Raw genomic sequence first — 23223 nt, 5'->3', positions numbered from 1 at the left:
TCGCCGTACGGACACTTCCAAGGAGGAACGGTGCTCCCATCCCTCGACGCTCCCCATGACCGCGTCCCCCGCTGCCTGTCCGCCACGCGTCTGAGAGGAGCGTCGTGAACACCGAACTTTCCCGGGACCGGATCTCCTTCGTGACACGGATGCTCGCCTCCGAGTTCGGCATCACCCCGGCGTCGGTGACGCCTGGTCCGTCCGGAACCGCGACTCGCAACTACGTGGCCACCGCGAAGTCCGGCGCCGCCTGGTTCGTCAAGACCTACCCGGCCGGCACGGGCCGAACGAGAGCCGAGAGCGCAGCCGCGCTGAGCGAGTACGCCCGGCTGTGCCGCGTGCCCGTCGCCCGCGCCCGCTACACCGTCGGCCGTCAGCAACTGGTCGCCTCCGACGGGGAAGTCAGCATGTCGGTCACCCGATACCTGGGGCACACGGTCACCGCCGACGGCCGGCTCACCGGGCGTCGATGGGAGGCGGTCGGCGAGGCCATCGGCCGGCTGCACCACGGCCTGGCCCGGCACCGGTTCGGGCCGCCGCGGCTCGACGCCCGCGACAGGGCAGTCGACCCCGGCCGCAGCCGGTCCCGGCTCGAAGGACTCGTCCACCACTACGAGACGGACCCCCCTCGTACGGACTTCGAGCGGTGGGCACTGGAGACGGCACGCGAGCGACTGGCCGGGCTCCCGGCGGTGGAGCGACTACTGGAGTCCGCTCCGGAGCGGACGATCTCGCAGCTGGTCCACGGCGACCTGTCGGGCCCGAATGTGCTCCTGCGCGGGGACGAAGTCGCGGCGGTGATCGACTTCGCCGCGCCGGGGCGGCGCAGCCCCATGTGGGAGCTCGGCCGGCTGGCACTCGACCCGCGCACCGTCCTCGCCCGACCGGACTGGCCCGAGGGGCTTGGCCGCCTCGCCGCCGTCTACCACCGACACCATCCGGCGGTGCCGGTGGAGGAACTGGTGAGCGTGGTCCGGCTGACGGCCGCGTACCTGGGGTGCACCGTGTATCCGCTGAATACGCTCGTGGCCGGCCTCGGCCCCGTGACCGACTCGCTGGAGGCGTACGCCCGGGACCGAGTGGAGGCAGCTGTTGTTCTGCGCGAGCGGCTGGACGAGGCGGAGGAGGTACTGAGGAACCACCTCCGGTAGCAGTCTCAGCCGAACCGGGCCGGGACGCCTACGCCTACGCCTACGCACGACACGATCGTCGAAAAAACGGCCTTGTCTCGACCCGTCCCCACGCCCCCACGCCCCCACCACCACTGTGAGGTTCCGACGTGCCCTGTACTTTCGTTCCGTCCTCTTGCCGGGAGCCGGATGACGACACCCTCGGCGCCCCCTGGCACCGGGCTCCACATCGTCGGGGTCCACCTCGTCCTCGCACAGGACGGCAAGGTCCTGCTGGGCCGGCGCCATCCCGACGCGGGGTACGTGCCGGCCGCGGCGGCTCCGCCCGCCGACGTGATGGCCCGGCTCGACGCAGGAATGACCGCGCCGCCGTACCGGCTCGTGGCTCATCACGCGTCCACGGAATACGGGATCATCGCCCGCCAGGCCGAGCACTGTCCCGTGCCGGGAAAGCCCAGGCCGGTCGGCGGGTCGGGCGGGGCCGCGGCCGCCGAAGCGATGGCCGGCCGAAGAGGTGCCCGCGGACTGCGCTCCCGCCCGAACGGGCCGGCCACCGCCACCGCACCCGCCCCCATCAACTCCCGGACCTCGGCGGGCCGAGGCACCAGCAATGAACATCAGCCGGATCACCAGGGGTCGGTGAGCCTGCTACCAGGACACTGTTCCACCGTCGTCGAAGAATCCGCCGGTCGGTCCGTCGTCGGGCAGGGTCGCGAGGCGAATCGCGATCGCCGCGCCCTGGTGGGGGGTGCGGACGCCCTGGAAACCGTTCAGGTCGGTTGCGGTGAAGCCGGGACAGCCGGAGTTGATCAGGATGCCGGTGTCGCTCAGTTCCTTGGCATATTGGACGGTGACGGCGTTGAGGAAGGTCTTGGACGCCAAGTACGCAACGGGAACCGGCCCCATGTCGATGCCGGGCGTGGTCTGCAGGACGAGCGAGCCGACGCTGCTGGACATGTTCACGATCCGCGGCGATGCCGAGCCGCGCAGCATGGGCAGCATCGCGTTGGTGACGCGGATGACGCCGATCACGTTGGTCTCCACGACCTCCCGTACGGTCGCGGGATCGACCGTGGTGGACGTCTGCGGCATGCCGCCGGTGATCGCGGCGTTGTTGACCAGGACGTCGAGTCCTCCGGCGCGGTCGGCAATGAGCTCGGCCGCGGCGGACACACTCGCGTCGTCCGTCACGTCGAGCGGAACGCCGAACGCGTCGGTCCCCGCTGCGCGCAGCTTCTCCACCGCGGTGTCGCGGCGCTGTCGATCCCGCGCGCCCACGCCGACGCGCCAGCCGAGGGCGCCCAGGCCCGCCGCGATCTCGTATCCGATTCCCTTGTTCGCACCGGTCACCAGCGCGATCGTCTGTTCACTCATGTCGTCCAGCGTGTTCCGGGCCGGGGCCGGCCGTCCAAGACCGACTCGGTGGGCGGCGATACCGAACGGGTATCGTCCCTGGTGAGCGTCGGATACGATGGCGCTGTGGAGACGCGGGAGCTACGGTACTTCGTCGCCGTCGCGGAGGAGTTGCACTTCGGGCGGGCGGCGCAGCGGCTCGCCATGGCCCAGCCCCCGCTGTCGCGGGCGATCCAGCAGCTCGAGCGGCGGCTCGGAGTGGTTCTGCTGCACCGCACTCCTCGCGCGGTCACCTTGACCGAGGCCGGCGCGGTGCTTCTGCGGGAGGCCCGGGTCGCGCTCGACGCGGTCGAAGCCGCCGAGCGCCGCACCCGCCGCGCGGCTGCCGCAGAGCCCGGTGTGGTGCTGGCCACGAAAGCCGGAGCGTCCCGCGAGCTGTTGTCGAAGCTCCTGGATGCCTACGCCGCCGAGCCCGGCGCGGTCGCCGTCGAGGTGATGCTGTGCGGGCCCGGAGAGCAGGAAGGGCTGCTGCGCGACGGGCGTGCCGACGTTGCTCTGCTCCAGCGGCCCTTCGACACGACGGCCGGACTCGACACCGAGGACCTGCACACCGAGCAGCAGGTCGTGGTCCTGCCAGCGGGACACCCCTTGTCCACCCGACCCCGTGTGTCGATGGCCGAGGTCACCGCCCTGACGGACCTGCCCCTGCCCCGCTGGCCTCGCCGGGACGGCGGCTATCCGGACGGACCTGGCCCGCAGGTGCGCGACCACACCCAGCTGTTCCAGCTGATCGCGCTGGGACGGGCCTGCGCGCTCGTGCCCGAGTCCCTCCGAGCCCAGCTGCGCGGGGATCACGCGACGGTGCCGGTGCCGGACGCGCCGGCCGTCACGACCGTCATCGCCTGGCCACCGCACAGCAGATCCACAGCCGTCGCCGATCTCGTCCGCACCGCGACACGCCTCTAGCCGCTGCTCGGTCTCGCCCAGTGGCCGGACCCGCCAAGTACCCCGACCCGAAGTGGCCCATTCAGATCTTATGGAATTGGCCTGTGTGCGGGGGCAATTGCGCACTACCGTAGGCGCAATGACAACAAGATCTACTTCGGCCGAACAGCCCACGACCGTGGCGCTTGCCGATGCGCCGAGGCGCCAGGCCCGTAACTCCGCCGCCCTGTGGACAGCGACCGGTCGATCCCGCGGGCATGAGGTCATCCGGCGCCGCGGATTCGTCGCGGTCGACGGCGACGAGCGCGCCGGCAGCCGGGTCCTGATCCAGGAACCCGACCTCGACCCGGCCGAACTGGCCGAGTTGAACGAGCTGGTTCGCGGGGCCGCGGGCCCGGTGAACGTCGAGGATCCGTTCAGCTCGACCGACCTGAGCCACCTGGCCATGCGCAGCTGGCAGATGCCGGTCATGCTGCGCCGGCCCGGGCCCGTCGGCGAACCGGCGCTCGACGTGATCCGGATCCAGCGGCCGGAGGACCTCCAGGCGGCCGAGCGGATCGTGATCGAGGGCTTCGAGCTGACCGGGTTCGAGCCCTTCCGTCCTGGCGAGCTGTTCCCGACGACGCTGATCGAGCAGCCGGGCGTGGACGTGTTCCTCGCCCTGGCCGACGGCGTTGCCGCGGGAGCGGCCGTCAGCGTCGTGGACGACGGCATCGGCAGCCACTACTGGGTCGGTACGTCGCCGGCCTTCCGGTCGCGTGGAGTGGGGCGGGCCGTGATGCTCGGCTCCCTCGCCCACCTGAAGGACCTGCCGGTCACACTCACCGCTTCGAAGCTGGGCAGGCCGCTGTACGAGTCCCTGGGGTACACCGTCGCGGCGCCCTCGACCTGGTGGGCCTCTGTTCCTGCGACACCGTCGCGGTAAGGCCGCCGGCCGCCGTGCCGACGGAGTCCGCGTCGGCTCCGGGCCGCGGAACCTTCGCGAGCGCGCCGCGACGAGCGCCCGGCCGTTCACAGGCACGACGAATCCGCACCGGCACAGCCTGATGCCCCCGGGTGGGCGGGCCCGTACCCGCACAGCGGAACGGCCGGACTCCAGGCGATCGGTGTCCGGCCGTTCCACCGCTCCTGCCTCCTCGCTCCGTGCTCAGTGGTAGGTGGCCAGGCTGTGCGAGATGCCCGCCTCCACGGTGAGCACCTCGGCCAGCGGCTCCGCGCAGGGGTTGGGCCGGCGGCCCGAGCAGACCTGGGTCGGGACGTTGCGGTCGATCGTCGTGCCGTCGCCGACCTGACCGTTGGCGTTGGAGCCCCAGCCGATGGCCGTCAGGTCCGATGCCACGGCGAGGGTGTGCTCGCTTCCGGCGGCGATGTCGAAGACACCGGTGAGGAGGCTGCTGCACGGTGCGGTCTGGCCGAGGGCGCAGGCCCGTACCGGGATCGGGTTCTGCTGGTGGTTGAAGGTGCCGTCGCCGAGCTGGCCCTTGCGGTTGTCGCCCCAGCCGACGACCCCTTGCTGGTTCTGGAGCGCGAGGAGCGCGACGCTGTGGTCGCCGCCGGCGGCGATCTGGTTCACGCCCGTGAGGAAGGTGCCGCAGGGAGCGGTCTGGCCCGGCGCGCACACCTGGACGGGCGTGTTGGTGCCGGTCGCCGTGCCGTCGCCGAGCTGGCCGAAGAAGTTGTGGCCCCAACCGCGAACCGTTCCGTCGGTCAGCAGCGCGAGGCTGTGGCTGCCGCCGCCCGCCACGCTCCCGGCCGTGCCGGTGAGGGCGACCTGTACGGGGATCGACTTCTGGAAGTCGTCGCTGCCGTCGCCGAGCTGGCCGGAGGAGTTCAGGCCCCAGCTGCTGACGGTCCCGTCGGAGTGCACGGCCAGGCTGTGCCAGGAGCCGCCGTCGAGGTTGGTGATGCCGGTGAGGAAGCTCGTGCAGGGCGCGGTCTGGGCCCGGGCGCAGACTTGGACGGGTGTGTTCCGGTTGGTCGCGGTGCCGTCGCCGAGCTGGCCGTACTCGTTGTCGCCCCAGGCGACGACGCTGCCGTCGGCCCGCAGCGCCAGGTTGTGGAACGCGCCGGAGGCGACGGCGACGACGTCGGTGAGGTAGGTGCCGCAGGGGGCGGTCTGGCCCGGTGCACACACCTGGACAGGTCGGGTGCTGCCGGTGTTCGTTCCGTCCCCGAGCTGACCGTTGTTGTTGAGCCCCCACGTCCATACGGTGCCGTCCGCGCGCAGCGCCACGCTGTGGTTGACCCCGCCGTCGATGCCGATCACCCGCCGGATGCGCGTGGTGCGGACCGGGAAGGGGCTGTCGGTGGTGTTGCCGTTGCCCAACTGCCCGGTGTTGTTGGCGCCCCAGCCGACGACGGGGCCGGGCAGGATGGCGGCTTGGGAGTCCACCGTCAGGCCCGTGGCCATCAGGAGCGCGGCGCCGCAGACGGTCGCGGCGCGTCTGAGCGCGGAGGTGCTGGGGCGTGGGAATCGCATGGACCGTCCTCGGGTGTGGGTGTCACGGCCCCCCGGCCCACGAGCATGCCCCGCTGTTCCGGAGTCTCACCCCCGACACGCGACCACCTGCGCCCGACGTCACCTGGCCGGTCGCGCCCCATCCGCCCTTCCAGGTCGAGGGCAGCTCGACGGTGGTCGTGCAGATGCCGACGCCGGAGGACTTGATCAGGTCGACGGGGGCCGTGATGTCGTGCCACGACGGCAGGGTTCCGTCTTCCCTCGCGGTCAGCGCGCGCGGGGCTGGTCGGTCTTGACCGTCGTGTACGTCGCCCGGGGCGGGACTACCCCGCTCCGGGCGGCGCGTCAGCGCGATCGGATCGGTTCTTCAGCGCCGACCGGTACGCGCTCGGCTGCTGTCCCGTGTGTCGGACGAAGATGCCGGTGAACGTTCCCGCGTCGCGGTAGCCGACCTCGGCGGCGATGCGCGCGACGGTTCTGTCCGTCGTCTCCAGCAGGTGCCTGGCCCGCCGCACCCGCGCACTGTGCAGGTACGCGAGGGGCGTGCGGCCCGTCTCGTCGCCGAAGCGGCGCAGCATGGTCCTCGTGCTGACGCCGAACTCCCGGGCCAGGGCCGGAAGGTCGTAGCGCGCGGCGAGGTTCTGGTCGAGCCATCGCATGACGGTCGGCGAGAATCCGCGTCCCGTCGTCGGCATGACCTCCAGGTCGACGTACGGCGCCTGGGTGGACCGCGTGTCGTCGAGGAGCGCGACGCGAGCGGTGCGCCGGGCCACCGCAGGACCGTCGTGTTCCCGGACGAACCTCAGCGCGAAGTCGTACATGGCGCTGAACGCCGCCGTGGTCGTCACTCCGCGGTCGGTCACGACGAGTTCGTCCCGGCGTACCCGCGCGGCGGGGTAGCGGCGGGCCAACCGGTCGGCGTGGATCCAGGACGTCGTCGCGTCGCGCCCGTCCAGCAGCCCGGCCTCCCCCAGCAGGAAGGCGCCGACGCAGATCGACACCACCGCGGTGCCCGACGCCGCCTGGGCGCGGATCGTGGCGATCTCCGGTGTGCGGCAGGCGAGTTCCGCGTCGAGGTCGCATGCGGACGGCGCGTCGAAGCCCGGGACGATCAGGACGTCCGCCGGGCGGACCGCCGAGACGTCGATACGTGCACCGCCGGACGCGACCACGCGCCGGCGCGGTGAGACCACGGACACCTCGTACGAGGGCTCCGCGGCCCCGGCTGCCGCGGCGACGTGCGCGGCCATGGTCAGGATGTCGGGGACGCCGAAGACCTCCGAGGCGAAGCAGCCGGGATGGGCCAGCACACTCACCCGCAGGGGGCTCATACGACACCTCCGAGGGGCGACGGGTGGCGACATCGCCGTGCGAACTGGCGATATCGCCGGTTCTCCGGGCACGTAGCCTCCCGCCATCCTCCTCTCATGGCAACCACACGCAGTCGGTACGACGACCCCTTGGACGACTTCGAGCACCGGGAGGTCGAGGTGGAGGGCGTCGGCAAGCGCGTGTACGTGGCCGGGTCGGGTCCCGCGGTGGTCCTCATGCCGGAGATGCCCGGCATCAGCCCGGACGTGGCCCGGTTCGCACGGTGGATCCAGCAGGCCGGCTTCTCCGTGTACGTACCCTCTCTGTTCGGCGTCGACGGGGCCTACCCGCTCGCCGACGCCGCGGAGACCGTCGTCCGGCGCGCCTGCGTCAGCGCCGAGTTCCGGGCGTTCGCCGGAGGCGGTACGAGCCCCGTGGTCGCCTGGCTGCGTGGTCTGGCGCGGATGGCGCACGCCGAGCGCGGCGGGCCCGGCGTCGGTGCCGTCGGGCTGTGCTTCACCGGCAACTTCGCCCTCGCCATGGCTCTCGAACCCGCCGTCGTCGCGCCGGTGGTCAACCATCCGTCCCTGCCGCTCGACGACCCGGCGGGGCTGGAGCTGGGCGAGGAGGACGCCGCCGCGGTGGCCGAGCGGGTCGGGCGCGACCGGCTGAAGGTGCTCGCCTACCGCTTCGAGAACGACAGATGGTGCACGGGGCAGCGGTTCGCGGCCTACCGGGCGCTGCTCGGCGACGCCTTCGACGGCCGTGTCCTTCCCGCCGAGGCGGCGAACACCGATCCGCCGCCGTTCTTCCGAGACATCGTCGGCTGCCCGCACAGCGTCGTCACGGCGCACCTCGTCGACGAGGCCGGTCACCCCACCGTGCGGGCCCGTGACGAGATCATCGCCTTCCTGGCGGAGCGGCTCCTGACGCGGACGTGACGCGGGCGGTGTCACACCGTGGCGCCGGGCCCCTTCGAGGAGAGCGGGTCTGGCGGTTCAGCGCCCGCCCGTTCCGCGCGACAGCTGGTGGAGGCGGAGGGCCAGGTGGATCTCCAGGGCGCTGGCCGGGGCGTTCCAGTCGGGGCCGAGGAGTTGGGCGACGCGGTCGAGGCGTTGGACGACCGTGTTGACGTGCACGTGGAGGGCGTCCTTGGCGCGGGAGAGGCTCGCGCCGTGGTCGTAGTAGGCGTGCAGGGTGCGCAGGAGTTCGGTGCCGCGTTCGGCGTCGTAGGCCACGACCGGGCCGAGGACGCGCTCGACGTACGCGCCGACGTCGGCGCGGTCTCCGAGGAGGACGCCGATGAAGCCCAGGTCGGCGATGTCGGCGCCTTCTCCGGTGCGGTCCAGGGCGTGCAGCGCCGTGACGCAGCGCAGGGCTTCGGCATGGAGGGCGGCGAGCTGTTCGGGGCCGTGGCCCGGCCCTGCCGCGCCCACGGTGACGGGCGCGCCGAGGGCCCGGGTGAGGTCGGCGGCGAGGTCGCGGGCGAGCGCTCCGGGCCGGTCGCAGGGTGCGAGCAGCACGCTGTGCCCGTGCCGGGTGCCCGCAAGGCCGCCGAGCCCGCGCACGACACGGGCGGCTTCCGCGGCGAGCCGGGGGCGATGGGAGGGCTCGGTGTCGAGGACGGCGATGGCGTGGGGGCGGGCGAGGTCGAGTCCGAGGCGCCGGGCGCGCAGGGTGAGGCTGCCGCCGTCCCAGTGCGCCGAGGTGGAGGGGTCCGCGAGGAGGTCGTCGAGGAGTTCGCCCCGTACCCGGTCCTCGGTCTCGGCGACCGACCGGCGGATCAGCAGGAGCATCGCGGTGACGAGGGCAGCGCGTTCGAACAGACGGCGGTCGGCTTCGGGGAGGTCCGCGCGTCCGGTCAGGACGATGCTGCCCAGTGGTTCGGCGCCGGCGAGGACGGCGCAGGTCCAGACGCCGTGGGCGCGGACCGCGCGGCCCTCGCTGCACGACGCGTCGAGAGCGACGGTCGCGGGCGACACCGGTTCGGTGCCGACCCGGGCCAGCTCGCTGCCGTCGGTGTCGTGGACGGCCACTCCCCCGCCGAGCAGCGCCGCGATCTCGGCCGCCACCTCGTCGGTGCCCGCGCCGCGCAGGACCAGTCTGGACAGTCGGTCGTGGGCGTCGGACGCCTGGTGGAGCGCTTCGCTGTGGGCGCGGGCCGTGGCGTTGGCGGCTTCGAGCCGGGCGAGGGCCGTCCGGGTCTCTTCCATCCTGCGGGCGCTGTCGATGGCGACGGCGGCGTGGTCGGCGAGCGAGCCGAGGAGCGCGATGGCGTCGGGGGTGAACTCGCGCGGGGTGCGGTCCGCGGCGAAGAGGACGCCGATGATCTCCTCGCCGAGCCGCAGCGGGACCCCGAGGATCCCTCGGAGTCCTTCCTCGGCCACGCCGTCGTCGATGGTTCCGGTGTGCCGGTAGCGGCGGTCGGTGCGGTAGTCGGTACTGGCGTAGGGGCGTGCGGTCTGCGCGACGAGGCCGCCCAGTCCTTCGCCCAGGCCCAGGCGGAGTTGCTGGAAGGCCGCCGAGACGGAGCCCTCGGTGACGCGCATGAACGTGTCGTGCGCGACCGGGTCGTTGAGCGTCAGATAGGCGACGTCCGAGCCGAGCAGCGTGCGGGCCCGCCGGACGATGGCGCGGAGCACGGCGTCCAGGTCCCGCAGACCGGCCAGGTCGCCCGCGGTGTCGAACAGCGCCACGAGTTCCGTCTCCCGGCGCCTGTACTGGTCGAGCACGCGCCGCACCGACAGGGCGACCTCGGTGGTCTCCTCGATCCATTCGACCTCCGCCGGGGCGGCCCCGCCGGCCCGCGAGCGCGCGGGAAGCGCCGCGAGCTCCTGAGCCGGAGCGTCCGCGGCGAGGAGGTCGAGCATGCGGCGTACGGCCGTCTCGGCGGGTGACGGCGTTCGGGCGTCGGCTGGACGGCCGGCGGTCATGGGGCCTCCTCGCGGCCATGGGGGGGGCGGGTGGTGCTGCTGGGCGAGCCCCACGGACGGCGGTCATGGGCCTGCTCGCCGCCTCGGGGCGAGTCGTGCTGCCTGGCGGGCCCCACGGACGGCGGTCATGGGGCCCACTCACGGCCTCGGCGCGGGTGGTGCCGCGGTCGTGGGCCCGGTCCGTCGTCATCACACCTCATGACGGCGGACCGGGCGGCTCACGCGTACGGCGTTGCTAGACCCGGTCGCCCGCCGGGACCGCGGGAGCGGTGGCGGTCTCCTCGTCCCGTCCGCGGGCCAGGTCGCGGCCGCGGGTCTCCCGGGTGACGGCCACGGTGATGGTGGTGACCACGGCCGCGGCACACAGGTACAGGGAGATCGGCGTGGAGGAGTCGTAGTCCTTGAGGAGCTCCACGGCGATGATCGGGGCGAGTGCACCGGCGAGGATCGAGGCGAGCTGGGATCCCATGGAGGCGCCGGAGTAGCGGACCTTGGTGTCGAACATCTCGGAGATGAACGCCGCCTGCGGCCCGTACATCGCACCGTGGAGCAGCAGACCGGCGGTCACGGCCAGGGCGATCACGGGGAACGACCTGGAGTCCAGCAGACCGAAGAAGACGAACGCCCACACGGCCATGCCCGCGGAACCGATGAGGGTCACCGGGCGCCGGCCGATGCGGTCGGACAGCGCGCCCCACAGCGGGATGGTGACGAAGTGGACGGCCGAGCCGATGAGGACGGCGTTCAGCGCGGTGCTCTTCGGCAGTTCCAGGTGGGTGGTCACGTACACGAGGAGGAACGAGGTCAGGATGTAGTACGAGATGTTCTCGCCGAACCGGGTGCCGATCGCGGAGAGGACCTCGCGCCAGCTGCGCTTGAACACCTCGACGACCGGGGCCTCCTCCTTGGCGCCGGCCTCGGCGGCGGCCTCGGCCTTGGCCTGCGCCTCCAGGAAGACCGAGGACTCGGAGACCGAGACGCGGATCCACAGGCCGATCATGACGAGCAGGCCGGAGAGCAGGAAGGGGATGCGCCAGCCCCAGGACTGGAAGGCGGCGTCCGACTGGACGGCGGCGAGCAGCGAGAGGACGCCGGTGGCGAGCAGGTTGCCGCCGGGGGCGCCGGCCTGCGGCCAGGAGGCCCAGAAGCCGCGGTTCTTGTCGCCGCCGTGCTCGGAGACGATCAGGACGGCCCCGCCCCACTCGCCGCCGAGCGCGAAGCCCTGGACCAGACGCAGCACCGTCAGCAGGACCGGCGCCCAGACGCCGATCGTGTCGTACGTGGGCAGCAGGCCCATCGCGAAGGTGGCGCCGCCCATCAGCAGGAGGCTGAGCACGAGGAGCTTCTTGCGGCCGATCTTGTCGCCGAAGTGGCCGAAGACGATGCCGCCGAGGGGGCGGGCGGCGAAGCCGATGGCGTACGTGATGAAGGCGATCAGGGTGCCCACCAGCGGGTCGGCGCTGGGGAAGAACAGGGTGTTGAAGACGAGGGCGGCGGCCGACCCGTACAGGAAGAAGTCGTACCACTCGATGGTCGTGCCGATCAGACTCGCGGCGACGATGCGGCCGATGCCGCCTCTCGGCGTGGTGGTGTCAGACATGGGTTCACCGGGTTTTCGCAGGGGGGACGGGACGGGGTGGTGCGGGTGGCGCGTGCAGGGGCCGCTCTCGGCGGCTGTTCAGCCGGCGGTCCAGCCGCCGGTGGCAGGTGAAGGGCTGCGCCGGGGCGGCTGGTCAGCCGGCGGTCCAGCCGCCGTCGAGCGGGAGGGAGGTTCCGGTGAGGTAGCCGGAGTGCGGACCACAGAGCCAGAGGACGGCGGCGGCCACCTCCTCCGCCTCGAGGAGCCGTTTGACGGGCGAGCGGGCCAGCATGACGTTGCTGAGGACGTCGCCCTCGCTGATGCCGTGGGCGGCGGCCTGGTCGCGGACCTGGCCCTCGACCAGGGGGGTACGGACATAGCCGGGGTTGACGCAGTTGCTGGTGACTCCGTGCGGGGCGCCCTCGATCGCGGCGACCTTGCTCAGCCCCTCGAGGGCGTGCTTGGCGGCGACGTAGGCGGCCTTGTAGGCGCTGGCGCGCAGGCCGTGGACGCTGGAGATGTTGACGATCCGGCCCCAGCCCTGCCCGTACATGTGCGGGAGCGTCCTCCGCATGAGCAGGAACGGGGCGGTGACCATCACCTTCTGGATGAGTTCGAAGCGCTCCGGCGGGAACTCCGTCAGCGGGGCCACATGCTGGAGTCCGGCGTTGTTGACGAGGACGTCGACCTCGGCGGGCAGGAGGTCGACGGCTCCCGGGTCGGCGAGGTCGGCCACCTGTGCCTGCCCCCCGACGATCTCGGCGACCGCCTTGGCCGCGTCGGCGTCCCGGTCGACGACGTGGACGGTGGCCCCCGCCTGTGCCAGGGCGAGCACACAGGCCCGGCCGATGCCGCTGCCGCCGCCCGTCACCATCGCCGTACGACCGCTCAGGTCGATGTCGGCGACGGGTGGCGGCAGGAGGGCCGGGCTAGGAAATGTGTTCGTCATGGCCGGAAACAGTAGGGAGAGCCCTCCGCCCGGCCCATGTATGTGCCCGCCACAGTGCTGAGCACTTCAATGGCGCCAAACACCATAGGCATCACCTGCGGAAGAGATAGCGGCTTACGAATCCGGCCAGTGAGGGCGACCTGCACCGCTCGAAGCGGGGTCCAGCTGCTCACGACAGATGCCGCCGAGCCGGGTCCCCATCCCACCGAGCGACCGGACGAAGTCCCGGCCTGCCAACTCCTGCGTACTACTCGGCCGTTCGCGGGTCGGGCCATGGATCGTCGTCACATTGCCTCCGTATGAAGGCTGGGGGCCCCGCCCATGTCGGCACCGATGAGCGAGCCCGCATGATTCACGCCACACCGAGGGCACGAGCCGCCGTGGCCACGGTGCCCCCTCCTTGTTTCCCCCACGGAAGGCTTCAGTCATGGGACCGTCGCATCCCCCGTTCCGCACCACGAAGGGCCTCCGCTTGGTCGGCGGCGTCCGCCGCTGGCTCACCGCCGCCGCCGGCGCCCTCGCCCTGACCGGAGGTCTGGTGGCCGTCGGCCCGCAGGCATCCGCCGCCGGCCTGACGCAGGTCACGAGCTTCGGTTCCAACCCCGGCAACCTGTCCATGCACACGTACGTACCGGACGGCCTGCCCGCCGGCGCACCGCTCGTCGTGGCGCTGCACGGCTGCACGCAGAGCGCGAGCGACTACTACGAGAAGTCCGGCTGGCCGAAGTTCGCAGACTCCTACGACTTCGCACTGGTCTTTCCGCAGACCACCAGCGCGAACAACTCCAACTCCTGCTTCAACTGGTTCGAGAAGGGCGACAGCACCCGCGGCCAGGGGGAGGCGCTGTCGATCAAGCAGATGGTCGACAAGGCCGTCTCCCTGTACGGCAGCGACACCCGGCGGGTGTACATCACGGGCCTGTCCGCCGGCGCCGGCATGACCGCGAACATGCTCGCCGCCTACCCCGACGTCTTCGCCGGCGGCTCCATCGACTCCGGACTGCCCGCGTACTGCGCGACCGCGCTGTCCGCGGCGTACACCTGCATGTACAGCCCGCCGAACAAGACGCCCGCCCAGTGGGGTGACCTCGTGCGCTCGGCCGCGCCCGCGGGCACGACGTCGTGGCCCCGGGTGGCGATCTGGCAGGGCACCGCCGACACCACCGTCAAGCCGGCCAACGCCGACGAGCTGCGCGACCAGTGGACGGACGTGTGGGGCATCGGCCAGACGCCCTCCCGCACCAGGAGCCTCAGCGGGGGCACCACGCTGAGCGAGTACGACGACACCTCCGGCAGGCCCGCCGTCCAGGTCTACTCCATCTCCGGCATGGCCCACGGCCTCGCGGTCGACCCGGGCAGCGGCCCGGAGCAGTGCGGCACCGCCGGCACGTACTACCTCGACACGATCTGCTCCAGCTACCACACCGCTCGCTTCTGGGGCCTCGACGGCGCGGGTGACGGCGGTGGCCAGACCCCGGGCGGCCTGCCGGCGCCGACGGGGCTGGCACTCACCGGCACCACCGACACGACCGCGACCCTGACCTGGGGCGCAGTGTCCGGAGCTGCCTCCTACAACGTGTACCGCGACGGTACGAAGGTGGGCACCACGACGTCGGCCGGCTACACCGACACGGGCCTGGCCACCGGCTCGACATACGCCTACACGGTGGCCGCGGTGGACGCGGCGGGAGCGGTCGGGACCGTCTCCTCCTCCGTGACGGCGACCACGACCGGGTACACGCCGACGTGCTACACGGCCAGCAACTACGACCACGTGGCCAGCGGACGCGCGTATCAGAGTGGCGGTTACGCCTACGCGACCGGCTCGGGTCAGGCCATGGGGCTGTGGAACACCTTCACCACGCACACCCTGAAGCAGACCGCACCCGGCTACTACGTCGTGGCGGATTCCGGCTGCTCGGCCTGACGCTCGCGCCCCTGGTGGAGGTGTTCATCACCACCTCCACCAGGGTTGATGTGTGGATGACAGCCATGGTCGCCCCCTTGCGGCCTGCCTAGGCTCACTGCCCATCGGTTGTATCGGCCACCGGTTCCGACCAGTGAGGTCGCACCGGTCGCCCGAGGGAAAGGGTCCGTATGGGTCTGGACAAGACAGTCGCGAGCGCCGCCGAGGCGGTGGCCGACATCCCCCACGGCGCCTCGCTCGCAGTCGGCGGCTTCGGGCTGTGCGGCATACCCGGCACGCTCATCAACGCACTGTGGCAGAACGAGATCAACGATCTCAGGATCGTCTCGAACAACTGCGGCGTCGACGACTGGGGCCTCGGACTCCTCCTAGCCGCCGGACAGATCTCCCGCATGACGAGCTCGTACGTGGGCGAGAACAAGGAGTTCGCCCGCCAGTACCTGAGCGGAGAGCTCGAGGTCGAGCTGGTCCCCCAGGGCACCCTGGCGGAACGGCTGCGGGCCGGCGGCGCCGGGATCCCCGCCTTCTACACCCCCGCCGGAACCGGCACCCAGGTCGGCGAGGGCGGACTGCCCTGGCGATACGCGGCGGACGGGACGGTCGCGGTGGCCTCACCGGCCAAGGAGACGCGGGAGTTCGACGGCCGGCCGCACCTCCTGGAGCACGGCATCACCACGGACTTCGCGCTGGTCCGCGCGACCATCGGAGACCGGCACGGCAACCTCGTCTTCCGCTCCTCCGCCCGCAACTTCAACCCGCTGGCCGCCATGGCCGGGCGGATCACGATCGCCGAGGTGGACCACCTCGTCGAGCCGGGCGAGCTCGACCCCGACGAAGTCCACCTCCCCGGCATCTTCGTCCAGCGCGTCGTCCGGGTCACCCCCGGCGACCCCGCCGCCGAACGGCGCATCGAACGCCGCACCGTCCGACAGGAAAGGGACGCCTGATGGCCCTCACCCGCGAGCAGATGGCGGCCCGCGCCGCCCTGGAGCTGACCGACGGTTCGTACGTCAACCTCGGCATCGGACTCCCCACGCTCATCCCCAACCACCTGCCGCCCGGCGTCGAGGTCGTCCTGCAGTCCGAGAACGGCATCCTCGGCGTCGGCCCGTACCCGACCGAGGACGAACTCGACGCCGACCTCATCAACGCCGGCAAGGAGACCGTCACCACCCTCCCCGGCGCCTCGTTCTTCGACTCGGCCCTCTCCTTCGGCATGATCCGCGGCGGCCACATCGACGCCGCGATCCTCGGCGCCATGCAGGTCTCCTCCTCGGGCGACCTCGCCAACTGGATGATCCCCGGGAAGATGGTCAAGGGAATGGGCGGCGCCATGGACCTCGTCCACGGCGCCGGCCGGGTCATCGTCCTGATGGAACACACCGCCAAGGACGGCACACCCAAGCTCGTCGACACCTGCACCCTGCCGCTGACCGGCCGATCCGTCGTCCAGCGCGTCATCACGGACCTTGCCGTCATCGACGTCACCCCCGACGGCTTCGCCCTCGTCGAACTGGCCCCCGGCGTCACCGTCGAGGAGGTAGCCGCGGCCACCGCGGCACCGCTGCTCGTACCGCAGGCGATCACCGCGGCGGCTTGAGGTCTTCCGCCGGCCCGGTGTTCCCGGACAGCCACCGGACCGGCGGACTCACCGCACCTCGGCCCCGCCGACCCCGCCAGCAGGCACCACCCGCTCCGTCCCGACCGCGCCCTGTCCGAGGTTGCCCTGCCTCGCGCTCGGGACGGATCCCTGTCCGGGCCTCAGAAGGCGATCCCCGCGTCGCGCGCCGGGGAACCCACGCGGGATCCGCTGTACCATCCCGGGCGAGGCCGACCGGGCTGGCGGTCCGCTACGAGGCGACCGTCCTGATCGCGGCCATCAACGCTGGCTGTGGCCCACGCCCACTGGCCATGGCCTCTTCCCCGTCTTCCCCCCTAGGCTGCGTGATCCACATCGTTCGGGGGGATCATGAACTTCACGCGATACCGCAGACCGTCGACCTTCCTGCTGTTGGCGGTGGCAGTCGTCCTCGCCACCGGTGCCGTAGCCGGACTCCCGTCGGGCGGCGAGGGAACGCTCCTCCTGCTGGTCGGGCTCCACGAGTACGTCCTTCTGCTGGGATGGCTCGCCCTCGCCGCGCTGACCGGGGCGGTCCTCTTGGGGTTGCCGAAGTCCTCGCTGCGCCTGCCCCTGATCACCGGGCTGCTTGTCATCGGCGTCCCCACGCTCATCATCGGGGGCTGGGCGTCTGCGGTGTTCGGTGACTCGGAGGAAGTGTTGAAGACCGAGACGGCGCCCGGCCGCCGGGACCGCCATCTGGTCGTCGTGGCGCGGACCGGCTTCCTTGACCCCGTCTGGTGCGTCTACGTCCACCGGGGGGACCCGCCGCTGGAACGCCGCTGGAGCGTCGGCTGCTTCAACGGCGACTCCGAAGGCAACGCGCTCAGCGAGGCCGTGTGGACGGCCCCCGACCGAATTCGTATGACCACAGAGGGAGGAGCGGTCCACGAAGTGACCATCACCCCGGGTGGCCGTCCCGATCGGGTTGTCTCCGTCGGCTAGTGACCCGAGGCGGACGCGGCCGACGGGCCACTGCCGCATCGACCAACGCTTTCCCCCAGCTGTACGGTCGGGATGTGGATGCGAGCCGCCAGCCGACGCTTGATGAGATCGAAGACCGCTTCGTGGCACTTGTCGAGGGTCGCCTGACCCGGGACGAGGCCGACCGGTGGGCCGCACAGTGGGTGGCGGACGACGCGCTCAGCTGGGACGACACCTCCTGGTGGGCACTGGGTCTCCTCCATGGAATCGACCTTCCCGCAGACGAGAGCGGTGCCTACCTGCACGACGACGAGGAGCTCGGTGCATGGCTCATCGAGCTGAGAAGGCGCCGGACGAGGTAACGCGGCCAGAGCTGCCTTTCCCACGACCCGCATGATCCGCCGCCCCATCATCTGGCATCACGAGCAAGCCGGCGATGAACGCCTTCCCGCCGTGGTCGGCAGGACCGATGTCGCCTGAAGCGCCGTCCCGGGCACGGTCAGGTCATTCTTCTGCGCCCGCTTCGACCGGGCGGACGTACCAGTCCGAGCAGAAATCCGCCTTCAGGACCGCTTCGTCCCGGTGGAGGTGGTCGGCGTCATGCAGGACGACTCCGCTCACCACGAAGTGGCTCGCGCCCGAGTCGACCGAGTCCCTCATCTCGACCGACCTGGGACGCAGCGGCACGTCGATACGTATCGGAGCCCCGGCAGGCAGTCCGCTGAGGGCTTCGAGTAGCTCCCCCACCGTCATTTCCACGGTCTCGTGCCGGTAGCGCTCCACCTTCATGTGATCGTCCATGCGTCTCAGAATAGGAGCCGCGACCCCTTGACCGGCCGGTAGCGATCACCGGCCCCAAGAACTCCTGATGGAATGAGAGCTGTTGCAAATGACCGGTACGGCATAGCAGAGGTGGGGTCCTCATCGAGAGCAGTTTCGGGAGCGAGCGTCTCTCGGCGCGAAACCGAGGCGGAGGAAGGCTCGGTGGCCCGGTCCCCCGCCACCCTGATCGCCAAGGGTTGCCCCACACTCTCGTGAGGCTGAGGTTCACGCTGTGTCCGCGTCGGCACCGATGGCGCCGGCCGAGCGAAGCGAACGCCCGAGGTCTCCGGTGAGGATGAGCGGATGTCGCCGCCACCACCACAGGTCGGGGCCGGGGAGCCTGTGGAACTGGTCGAGTGCCATGCCGTCGTCGTCGATGGTCGCGGCCTTGTACCGCTCGTCCAGAGCTTTGATCTGCGGGGTCCAGAGCTGGACGATGTGGTCATCCAGCAGGAGCCACGCCTCGTGCAGCCAGTTTCGGCAGTAGAGGTCGTTGGTGTACTCGTGGACGAAGTCGCCGTAGCCACGCTCGATGGCACTCACCAGGGCCGCCCACGCGTTCACCCTTTCAGCGACCGTGAACGCTGTGCGCCAGCCACGCTGGTGCAAGAACTCTCCAACTTCGGTTTCCGTAGCCACGGTGTGAGGTTTTCATGCCGAATCCGTCCGGGCGACAGAGTTATGTCCCGCCAGAGGCAGACGGGACCGCAACCGGGCCCTACACCCAGTTCGCCCACCCAAAGGTGAAGAGATAGGCCCGTCGCCCCGCGTCCAGACCTCGAATGCCCCGAATGAACATGACCACCAGAGCAACGAAGAACAGAGCAGCAAAGGTGCCGACTACGAGGGCACCGGCGGCGGGCTCAACGAGCAAGCCCACGATCACACTCGCGACGATGACCACCCCCAGACCGAAGTGCGCAGCAGGCAGATCTGCCCTGACCACCTCACGCAGCGTCTTGCGCACCGACTGCATGTCGGAGTCATAGCGATCCCGCGCCGCTTCCGGATCAGCGGCGGGACCCTCAGGCCACCGCTCCATCGTCGCCCCCTCGGTCTGAACGGAGACTAGCGCGGATGGGATCAGACTCGTTCCGTCTCAACCAACCGAGTCCCAGCCGCACCCGAACGACTGACTTCGCTCAGACACGACAGACGTCAACACCACGGACCGAGGACGAGCGACCTGCGCTTACGAGGCAGAGGCCCGGGCAAGGCAGGTGCCGCTCGCGGGCGGCCGAAGGGGCTGGTCAGGGGTCACGAGGTGCGCGGTGTCATCACGCGTAAGCCGGCCGCGGCATTGAGGACCTGGTGGCCGGCATCGTCCAGTATCTGGGGCGCGGGCCCGTCGGCCAGGAGCCTGTCAGAGCCGTCCCGTCCTTGCGTCGGGCAACGGACGTCGAACCTGGATGTCAGTGCCGTCGATTGTGCTGACCTTCCCGCCGGCGCCGAGGTGCCCGACTAAGACGTCGTTTCTTATGGCGTGATCGTTCGTTGATCCGTGCATGACGGATCTGGTTGAGCGGTTGGTGCCGGACGAGTTGTGGGTGCTGTTCAGGCGGGTGGTGCCACCGACAGAGGTGATACGCCCGCAGGGCGGCGGCCGGCGCCGGGCAGGTGACCGCGAAGCCCTGGCGGCGATCATCTTCGTGGCGACATCGGGCTGCACCTGGCGGCAGCTGCCGCCGGTGTTCGGCCCAGCCTGGCCCACGGTCTACCGCCGGTTCGCCCAGTGGAGCCGGGACCGGGTCTGGGCCCGGCTCTACCGCGTGACCCTCGACGAACTTGGAGCACGAGGCGAGCTGGACTGGTCGCGGTGCGCGATCGACTCGGTCAGCCTGCGGGCGGCAAAAGGGGGCCACTGACGGGACCGAATCCGACCGACCGCGGCAAACTGGGATCGAAGATCCACCTGATCTGCGACCGCAACGGGCTGCCGCTGTCCCTGGGCATTTCCGGCGCGAACATGCATGACAGTCTGGGCCTGGAGCCGCTCGTGCGCGGTATCCCGCCCATCCGATCCCGTCGCGGGCCCCGACGGCGGAAGCCGGCGAAACTGCATGCGGACAAGGGCTACGACTACGACCACCTGCGCCGATGGCTCCGCGAGCGTGGGATCCGCCCTCGCATCGCGCGCAAAGGCATTGAGTCCTCACAGCGGCTGGGCCGGCACCGGTGGGTGGTAGAGCGAACCGTGTCCTGGCTGGCCGGCTGTCGGAGGCTCCACCGTCGCTACGAGCGCAAGGCCGAGCACTTCCTTGCCTTCGTCGGCATAGCAGCAGCCCTCATCGGCTACCGCCGACTAGCCAGGGCGAGCACCTGACACCCCGATGTGTCACACTCCTTCGCCATGCTCTCCGACATGAACGAGAACGCCTTCTGGCAGCTTATCGAAGCGTGCAGTCCCTCTGTCCCCGACCCTGAGGGTGATGAGCTTGCCGCTGCCCTGACTGCCCGCCTGACGAACGGCCCTGTATCTGACGTGGTCGGCTTCGCCGAGCAGCTCTCCTGGGCCCTGTACAGGCTGGACCGCAAGGAGAACGGCGATGGCCTGTCGAGCGATCAGTTCCTCTACACCCGGGCTGCGGTCGTCGCGGCCGGCCGTGAGGAGTTCGAGCGCGTACTTCGAGACCCAGAGCGGTTCATGCGGTACGCCAGCGACCTCGTCTGGGCCGAAGCCCTGCTCTACGTACCCGACAACGCGTACAAGCACCTCACCGGTGACGAATGGGACCGCAGCACCCGCTACAGCTACGAGTCCTACTCCAACACAGCCGGGTGGACCGCCGCATAGTCGTCCGCAGTCGCTTCTGCCTGCACCATAAGAAACGACGTCTAAGACGTCGCTTCTTATGGCGGTCCTTGGGATCACGGGTGGCTGAGCGTGAAAGTTGGCTCTCAAGGACGCTTGTTGGTGAGGGCGCAAGTCCTGGGCCGCAACGGAGCGGGCGGGCTTCCGCCCGAGGTGCTACCGGTCCTCGCCAGTAGACTCCGGCGCCATGATGGCCGCCACTCCCGTATCGCCCGTCCCGGTCGCGCCGGCCGGTTTGACCCGCAGGGCCAAGAGATTCGTCGCATGTGAAGGCATCCGTGTTGCCCAGCAGGACATCGAGTGCCACCGCGACGCCTGGATCGAGCACGGCGTCCCGGCCGTGGAGATCGATCGCGCGGTGGCCTTCGAGGACCGTTGGGGCGGTCTCGCGCTGCCGTCGGCACCGTTCTACGAGAGCGGCCCGCGCGTCCTGGGCGCGGACGTTCCCGAGGGCTCGGCTGCCGAGGGCTGGTGGATCCCGGCCGGGGACTGCCGGTATTCCATGGCCTACGGATTCATGATCGGCCCCGGTGGCGAGTTCGGGATTCACGGCTACCAGTGGGCACCGCTGCATGGCGGTACCGAAGGCTGGGTGGAGTCGTTGGCGCTGGCCGGCCACGCGAGACGCTGGGCCAGAACCATCACGAGGATCACCGGCGAGGCCGTCGACTCCCTGGACCTCGAAGGGTACGAGCCGGTGCCCGAGGTGCAGGGCCTGACCGACACCTGGTGGCGGGGCAAGGACTCGCTCATCGCCCTGTACCGGGGCGAGGCCGTCGCCATGGAGGCCCCGGGATGCCTTGAAGCCCATGTCTACGGCGGCCTTGACGAGTGGGGCCTCCACGGCGGCTGACCATCAGCTGACGCTGGCGAACCTCCCCGTTCGGCCGGACACGCCAATTGTCACGACGCTGACCGGTTCTGTGCGTCCGCACAAACGAGGCGGCGAAGGCAGATGAGGGCCGCGGAAATACCCGCGAAGGCGAGGAAGTGCTCGGCCTTGCGTTCATACCGCCGATGCAGGCGACGGCAGCCGGCAAACCAGGACATCGTGCGTTCCACAACCCAGCGATGGCTGCCGAGGCGTTGGGAGGACTCCACGCCACGGCGGGCGAGCCGCGGCACGATGCCGCGCTCGCGCCGCCATCGGCGCAGATGGTCGTAGTCGTAGCCCTCGTCGCCGTGCAGTTTGGCCGGACGACGCCGACGCGGCCCGCGGCGCGAGCGGATCGGTGGGATACCTCGAACCAAGGGTTCCAAGGCTTGGCTGTCATGCAGGTTGGCGCCGAGATCGCGACTGCGATCGGCAGCTGCCCGCGTGCGCCGAGCTCATCCAGGATGACCCGAAAGAGGCGGCCCCCCACACGCTCACGGCTCCACCGCGCGAACGGTTTGTACACCGTTTGCCGGCAAGCCCCGAAGACTGGCGGAAGCTGACGCCAGGTGCAGCCCGACGTCGCCACGAAGACCATCGCAGCCAGCACCTCGAGGTCCCCGGCCCGTCGACGTCCCCCGCCCTGCGGCTGATGCACCACGCCACGGTCGGTGGCACCACCCGCCGGAACAGCTCCCACAGCTCGTCCGGGATTAACCGCTCAACAAGACGATCCACGTTCAGTCAACGATCGCCGAAGACCAAAGGAAACGACGTCTAATCCGGCCAGGATCCGTAGCACCGTCGATCAGAGACGGTCCAGTTCGCCGCCGATCGCCTCCCGCAGCGCGTCATGCTGCGGTCCGAGCTTGAACTGCTCGTCGCTCCAGCGTTCGCGCGGATAGAGCCACACCGGAGCACCCGCCAACTCGGCCGGCTCCCACTCGAATCGCGGCCACACATGCGCGTGCAGGAACGGGTCCGTGTTCCCCAGGATCTCCAAGTTGACCCGCCGAAACCCTCGGTCGAACCGTCGGCAGGCGCGCTCGACCGCTTCACCGAGCCGGTCCATGTCAGCCAAGAACGACAGCCGCTTCGCCTTCGGCAGGTCCGAGAGTCGCTGCACATCCGGTTCGTCCACGAGGAGCACCGAGTATCCCGGCAGGAACTGAACGTCCCCGATCACAGCGAACCCTGACGTCAACCGCCTCAATACGGTCGGGTTCTCACCCCTCAGGGCAGTACCGATCCGGTCCGTCCGCCAGTCACCAGTCATGGCCGAAACCTACTCACGCCAGACGGTTCTGAGCGAACCAGCCGCTCTCGTCGTCACCCGCTTCGGATCCCATAGGGCAACCATTCCAGCGGCGGCCTTGGTCACCGTCCCGGTAATTCATCAATTCGCTTCATCGCGAGAACAGCGCAACCGGCGAGCGAGCATCTGTGCCACCCGTCCCTCACCTTGAACGCCCGCCCCGCTGCAGCACAAGGCCCGCTCTCGCATGCGAGAGCGGGCCCCTTCCGCCGGCCGTGCAGAAGCACGGGATGCGCGGAGTGTTCCGGGCTGTGCCTGTCGGCCGGCCCGGCT

Annotated in this window: 22 protein-coding genes and 1 pseudogene; 12 read left to right on the top strand and 11 right to left on the bottom strand. The window is 70.6% G+C overall.

From position 1 onward, the window contains the following. Positions 1 to 104 precede the first annotated feature (104 nt). Complete coding sequence (locus ABT041_RS31630; RefSeq protein ID WP_351190932.1) at positions 105 to 1151, top strand: phosphotransferase; 1047 nt, start codon at positions 105 to 107, stop codon at positions 1149 to 1151. A gap of 627 nt (positions 1152 to 1778) precedes the next feature. On the opposite strand, the gene ABT041_RS31625 is transcribed toward ABT041_RS31630, so the two are convergent. Further along, positions 1779 to 2504: an SDR family oxidoreductase gene (locus ABT041_RS31625; protein ID WP_351190930.1), complete on the bottom strand. Its 726-nt coding sequence runs from the start codon at positions 2502 to 2504 to the stop codon at positions 1779 to 1781. A gap of 105 nt (positions 2505 to 2609) precedes the next feature. On the opposite strand from ABT041_RS31625, the gene ABT041_RS31620 reads away from it, so the two are divergent. Together ABT041_RS31620 and ABT041_RS31615 are read left to right on the top strand one after the other, a co-directional pair. Then, the gene (locus ABT041_RS31620) at positions 2610 to 3449 is read left to right on the top strand and encodes a LysR family transcriptional regulator (RefSeq protein WP_351190928.1); all 840 of its coding nucleotides are present in this window, start codon (positions 2610 to 2612) and stop codon (positions 3447 to 3449) included. Between the two features lie 118 nt (positions 3450 to 3567). Then, on the top strand, positions 3568 to 4353 hold the full coding sequence (locus tag ABT041_RS31615; protein ID WP_351190926.1) for a GNAT family N-acetyltransferase: 786 nt from the start codon (positions 3568 to 3570) through the stop codon (positions 4351 to 4353). Between the two features lie 222 nt (positions 4354 to 4575). Here the strand turns inward: ABT041_RS31615 and ABT041_RS31610 are convergent, their stop codons facing one another. Continuing rightward, positions 4576 to 5907 carry an RCC1-like domain-containing protein gene (locus tag ABT041_RS31610; protein ID WP_351190924.1) on the bottom strand — a complete coding sequence of 444 codons (1332 nt, stop codon included), beginning with the start codon at positions 5905 to 5907 and terminating at the stop codon, positions 4576 to 4578. 302 nt (positions 5908 to 6209) lie between these two features. Further along, complete coding sequence (locus tag ABT041_RS31605; RefSeq protein WP_351190922.1) at positions 6210 to 7217, bottom strand: GlxA family transcriptional regulator; 1008 nt, start codon at positions 7215 to 7217, stop codon at positions 6210 to 6212. A gap of 96 nt (positions 7218 to 7313) precedes the next feature. On the opposite strand from ABT041_RS31605, the gene ABT041_RS31600 reads away from it, so the two are divergent. Continuing rightward, positions 7314 to 8138: a dienelactone hydrolase family protein gene (locus tag ABT041_RS31600; protein WP_351190920.1), complete on the top strand. Its 825-nt coding sequence runs from the start codon at positions 7314 to 7316 to the stop codon at positions 8136 to 8138. Between the two features lie 57 nt (positions 8139 to 8195). Here the strand turns inward: ABT041_RS31600 and ABT041_RS31595 are convergent, their stop codons facing one another. From ABT041_RS31595 to ABT041_RS31585, 3 genes are all read right to left on the bottom strand, one after another. Beyond that, complete coding sequence (locus ABT041_RS31595) at positions 8196 to 10130, bottom strand: helix-turn-helix domain-containing protein (protein WP_351190918.1); 1935 nt, start codon at positions 10128 to 10130, stop codon at positions 8196 to 8198. Positions 10131 to 10365: 235 nt separating this feature from the next. Further along, positions 10366 to 11730, bottom strand: a complete 1365-nt coding sequence (locus ABT041_RS31590; protein WP_351190916.1) for an MFS transporter — start codon at positions 11728 to 11730, stop codon at positions 10366 to 10368. A gap of 133 nt (positions 11731 to 11863) precedes the next feature. Further along, on the bottom strand, positions 11864 to 12658 hold the full coding sequence (locus ABT041_RS31585) for a 3-hydroxybutyrate dehydrogenase (RefSeq protein ID WP_351190914.1): 795 nt from the start codon (positions 12656 to 12658) through the stop codon (positions 11864 to 11866). Between the two features lie 427 nt (positions 12659 to 13085). On the opposite strand from ABT041_RS31585, the gene ABT041_RS31580 reads away from it, so the two are divergent. From ABT041_RS31580 to ABT041_RS31560, 5 genes are all read left to right on the top strand, one after another. Then, the gene (locus ABT041_RS31580) at positions 13086 to 14585 is read left to right on the top strand and encodes an extracellular catalytic domain type 1 short-chain-length polyhydroxyalkanoate depolymerase (RefSeq protein ID WP_351190912.1); all 1500 of its coding nucleotides are present in this window, start codon (positions 13086 to 13088) and stop codon (positions 14583 to 14585) included. Positions 14586 to 14755: 170 nt separating this feature from the next. Further along, positions 14756 to 15532, top strand: a complete 777-nt coding sequence (locus ABT041_RS31575) for a CoA transferase subunit A (RefSeq protein ID WP_351190910.1) — start codon at positions 14756 to 14758, stop codon at positions 15530 to 15532. Then, positions 15532 to 16185, top strand: a complete 654-nt coding sequence (locus ABT041_RS31570; RefSeq protein WP_351190908.1) for a 3-oxoacid CoA-transferase subunit B — start codon at positions 15532 to 15534, stop codon at positions 16183 to 16185. The genes ABT041_RS31575 and ABT041_RS31570 overlap by 1 nt, the downstream gene beginning before the upstream one ends. A gap of 369 nt (positions 16186 to 16554) precedes the next feature. Beyond that, the gene (locus tag ABT041_RS31565; RefSeq protein ID WP_351190906.1) at positions 16555 to 17148 is read left to right on the top strand and encodes a hypothetical protein; all 594 of its coding nucleotides are present in this window, start codon (positions 16555 to 16557) and stop codon (positions 17146 to 17148) included. A gap of 74 nt (positions 17149 to 17222) precedes the next feature. Then, positions 17223 to 17489 (top strand): YxzC family protein, encoded by a 267-nt coding sequence (locus ABT041_RS31560; RefSeq protein WP_351190904.1) that lies wholly within the window; start codon positions 17223 to 17225, stop codon positions 17487 to 17489. A 142-nt stretch (positions 17490 to 17631) separates the two neighbouring features. Here ABT041_RS31560 and ABT041_RS31555 read toward each other — a convergent pair whose 3' ends face one another. The 3 genes from ABT041_RS31555 to ABT041_RS31545 form a co-directional block, all read right to left on the bottom strand. Next, positions 17632 to 17928, bottom strand: a complete 297-nt coding sequence (locus ABT041_RS31555) for a DUF6225 family protein (protein WP_351190902.1) — start codon at positions 17926 to 17928, stop codon at positions 17632 to 17634. Between the two features lie 246 nt (positions 17929 to 18174). Beyond that, positions 18175 to 18492: a hypothetical protein gene (locus ABT041_RS31550; RefSeq protein WP_351190900.1), complete on the bottom strand. Its 318-nt coding sequence runs from the start codon at positions 18490 to 18492 to the stop codon at positions 18175 to 18177. Positions 18493 to 18667: 175 nt separating this feature from the next. Further along, positions 18668 to 18991, bottom strand: a complete 324-nt coding sequence (locus ABT041_RS31545) for a hypothetical protein (RefSeq protein ID WP_351190898.1) — start codon at positions 18989 to 18991, stop codon at positions 18668 to 18670. 463 nt (positions 18992 to 19454) lie between these two features. Between ABT041_RS31545 and ABT041_RS31540 the strand changes: the two genes are divergently transcribed. The 3 genes from ABT041_RS31540 (at position 19455) to ABT041_RS31530 (ending at position 21614) form a co-directional block, all read left to right on the top strand. Beyond that, positions 19455 to 20272 (top strand): IS5 family transposase gene (locus ABT041_RS31540; RefSeq protein WP_502976628.1). Its coding sequence is split into 2 segments (ribosomal slippage): positions 19455 to 19812 and positions 19812 to 20272, totalling 819 coding nucleotides; the frame shifts between segments, so codons are not numbered across the junction. Between the two features lie 39 nt (positions 20273 to 20311). Beyond that, a complete protein-coding gene (locus ABT041_RS31535; protein WP_351190894.1) occupies positions 20312 to 20743 on the top strand; it encodes a DUF4240 domain-containing protein in 432 nt (143 codons plus the stop codon). Positions 20744 to 20951: 208 nt separating this feature from the next. Further along, positions 20952 to 21614, top strand: coding sequence for a hypothetical protein (locus tag ABT041_RS31530; RefSeq protein WP_351190983.1), 663 nt, complete (start codon positions 20952 to 20954; stop codon positions 21612 to 21614). Between the two features lie 50 nt (positions 21615 to 21664). Here the strand turns inward: ABT041_RS31530 and ABT041_RS31525 are convergent. Further along, a pseudogene (locus ABT041_RS31525) lies at positions 21665 to 22373 on the bottom strand (transposase). Between the two features lie 70 nt (positions 22374 to 22443). After that, positions 22444 to 22911 carry an HIT family protein gene (locus ABT041_RS31520; RefSeq protein ID WP_351190892.1) on the bottom strand — a complete coding sequence of 156 codons (468 nt, stop codon included), beginning with the start codon at positions 22909 to 22911 and terminating at the stop codon, positions 22444 to 22446. Between the last annotated feature and the right edge of the window lie 312 nt (positions 22912 to 23223).

The sequence above is a fragment of the Streptomyces sp. NPDC002825 genome, assembly GCF_040295385.1.
Classification (GTDB): domain Bacteria; phylum Actinomycetota; class Actinomycetes; order Streptomycetales; family Streptomycetaceae; genus Streptomyces.
Note: the sequence above shows the minus strand (reverse complement) of the source record. Positions and strands in the feature narration are given on the sequence as shown.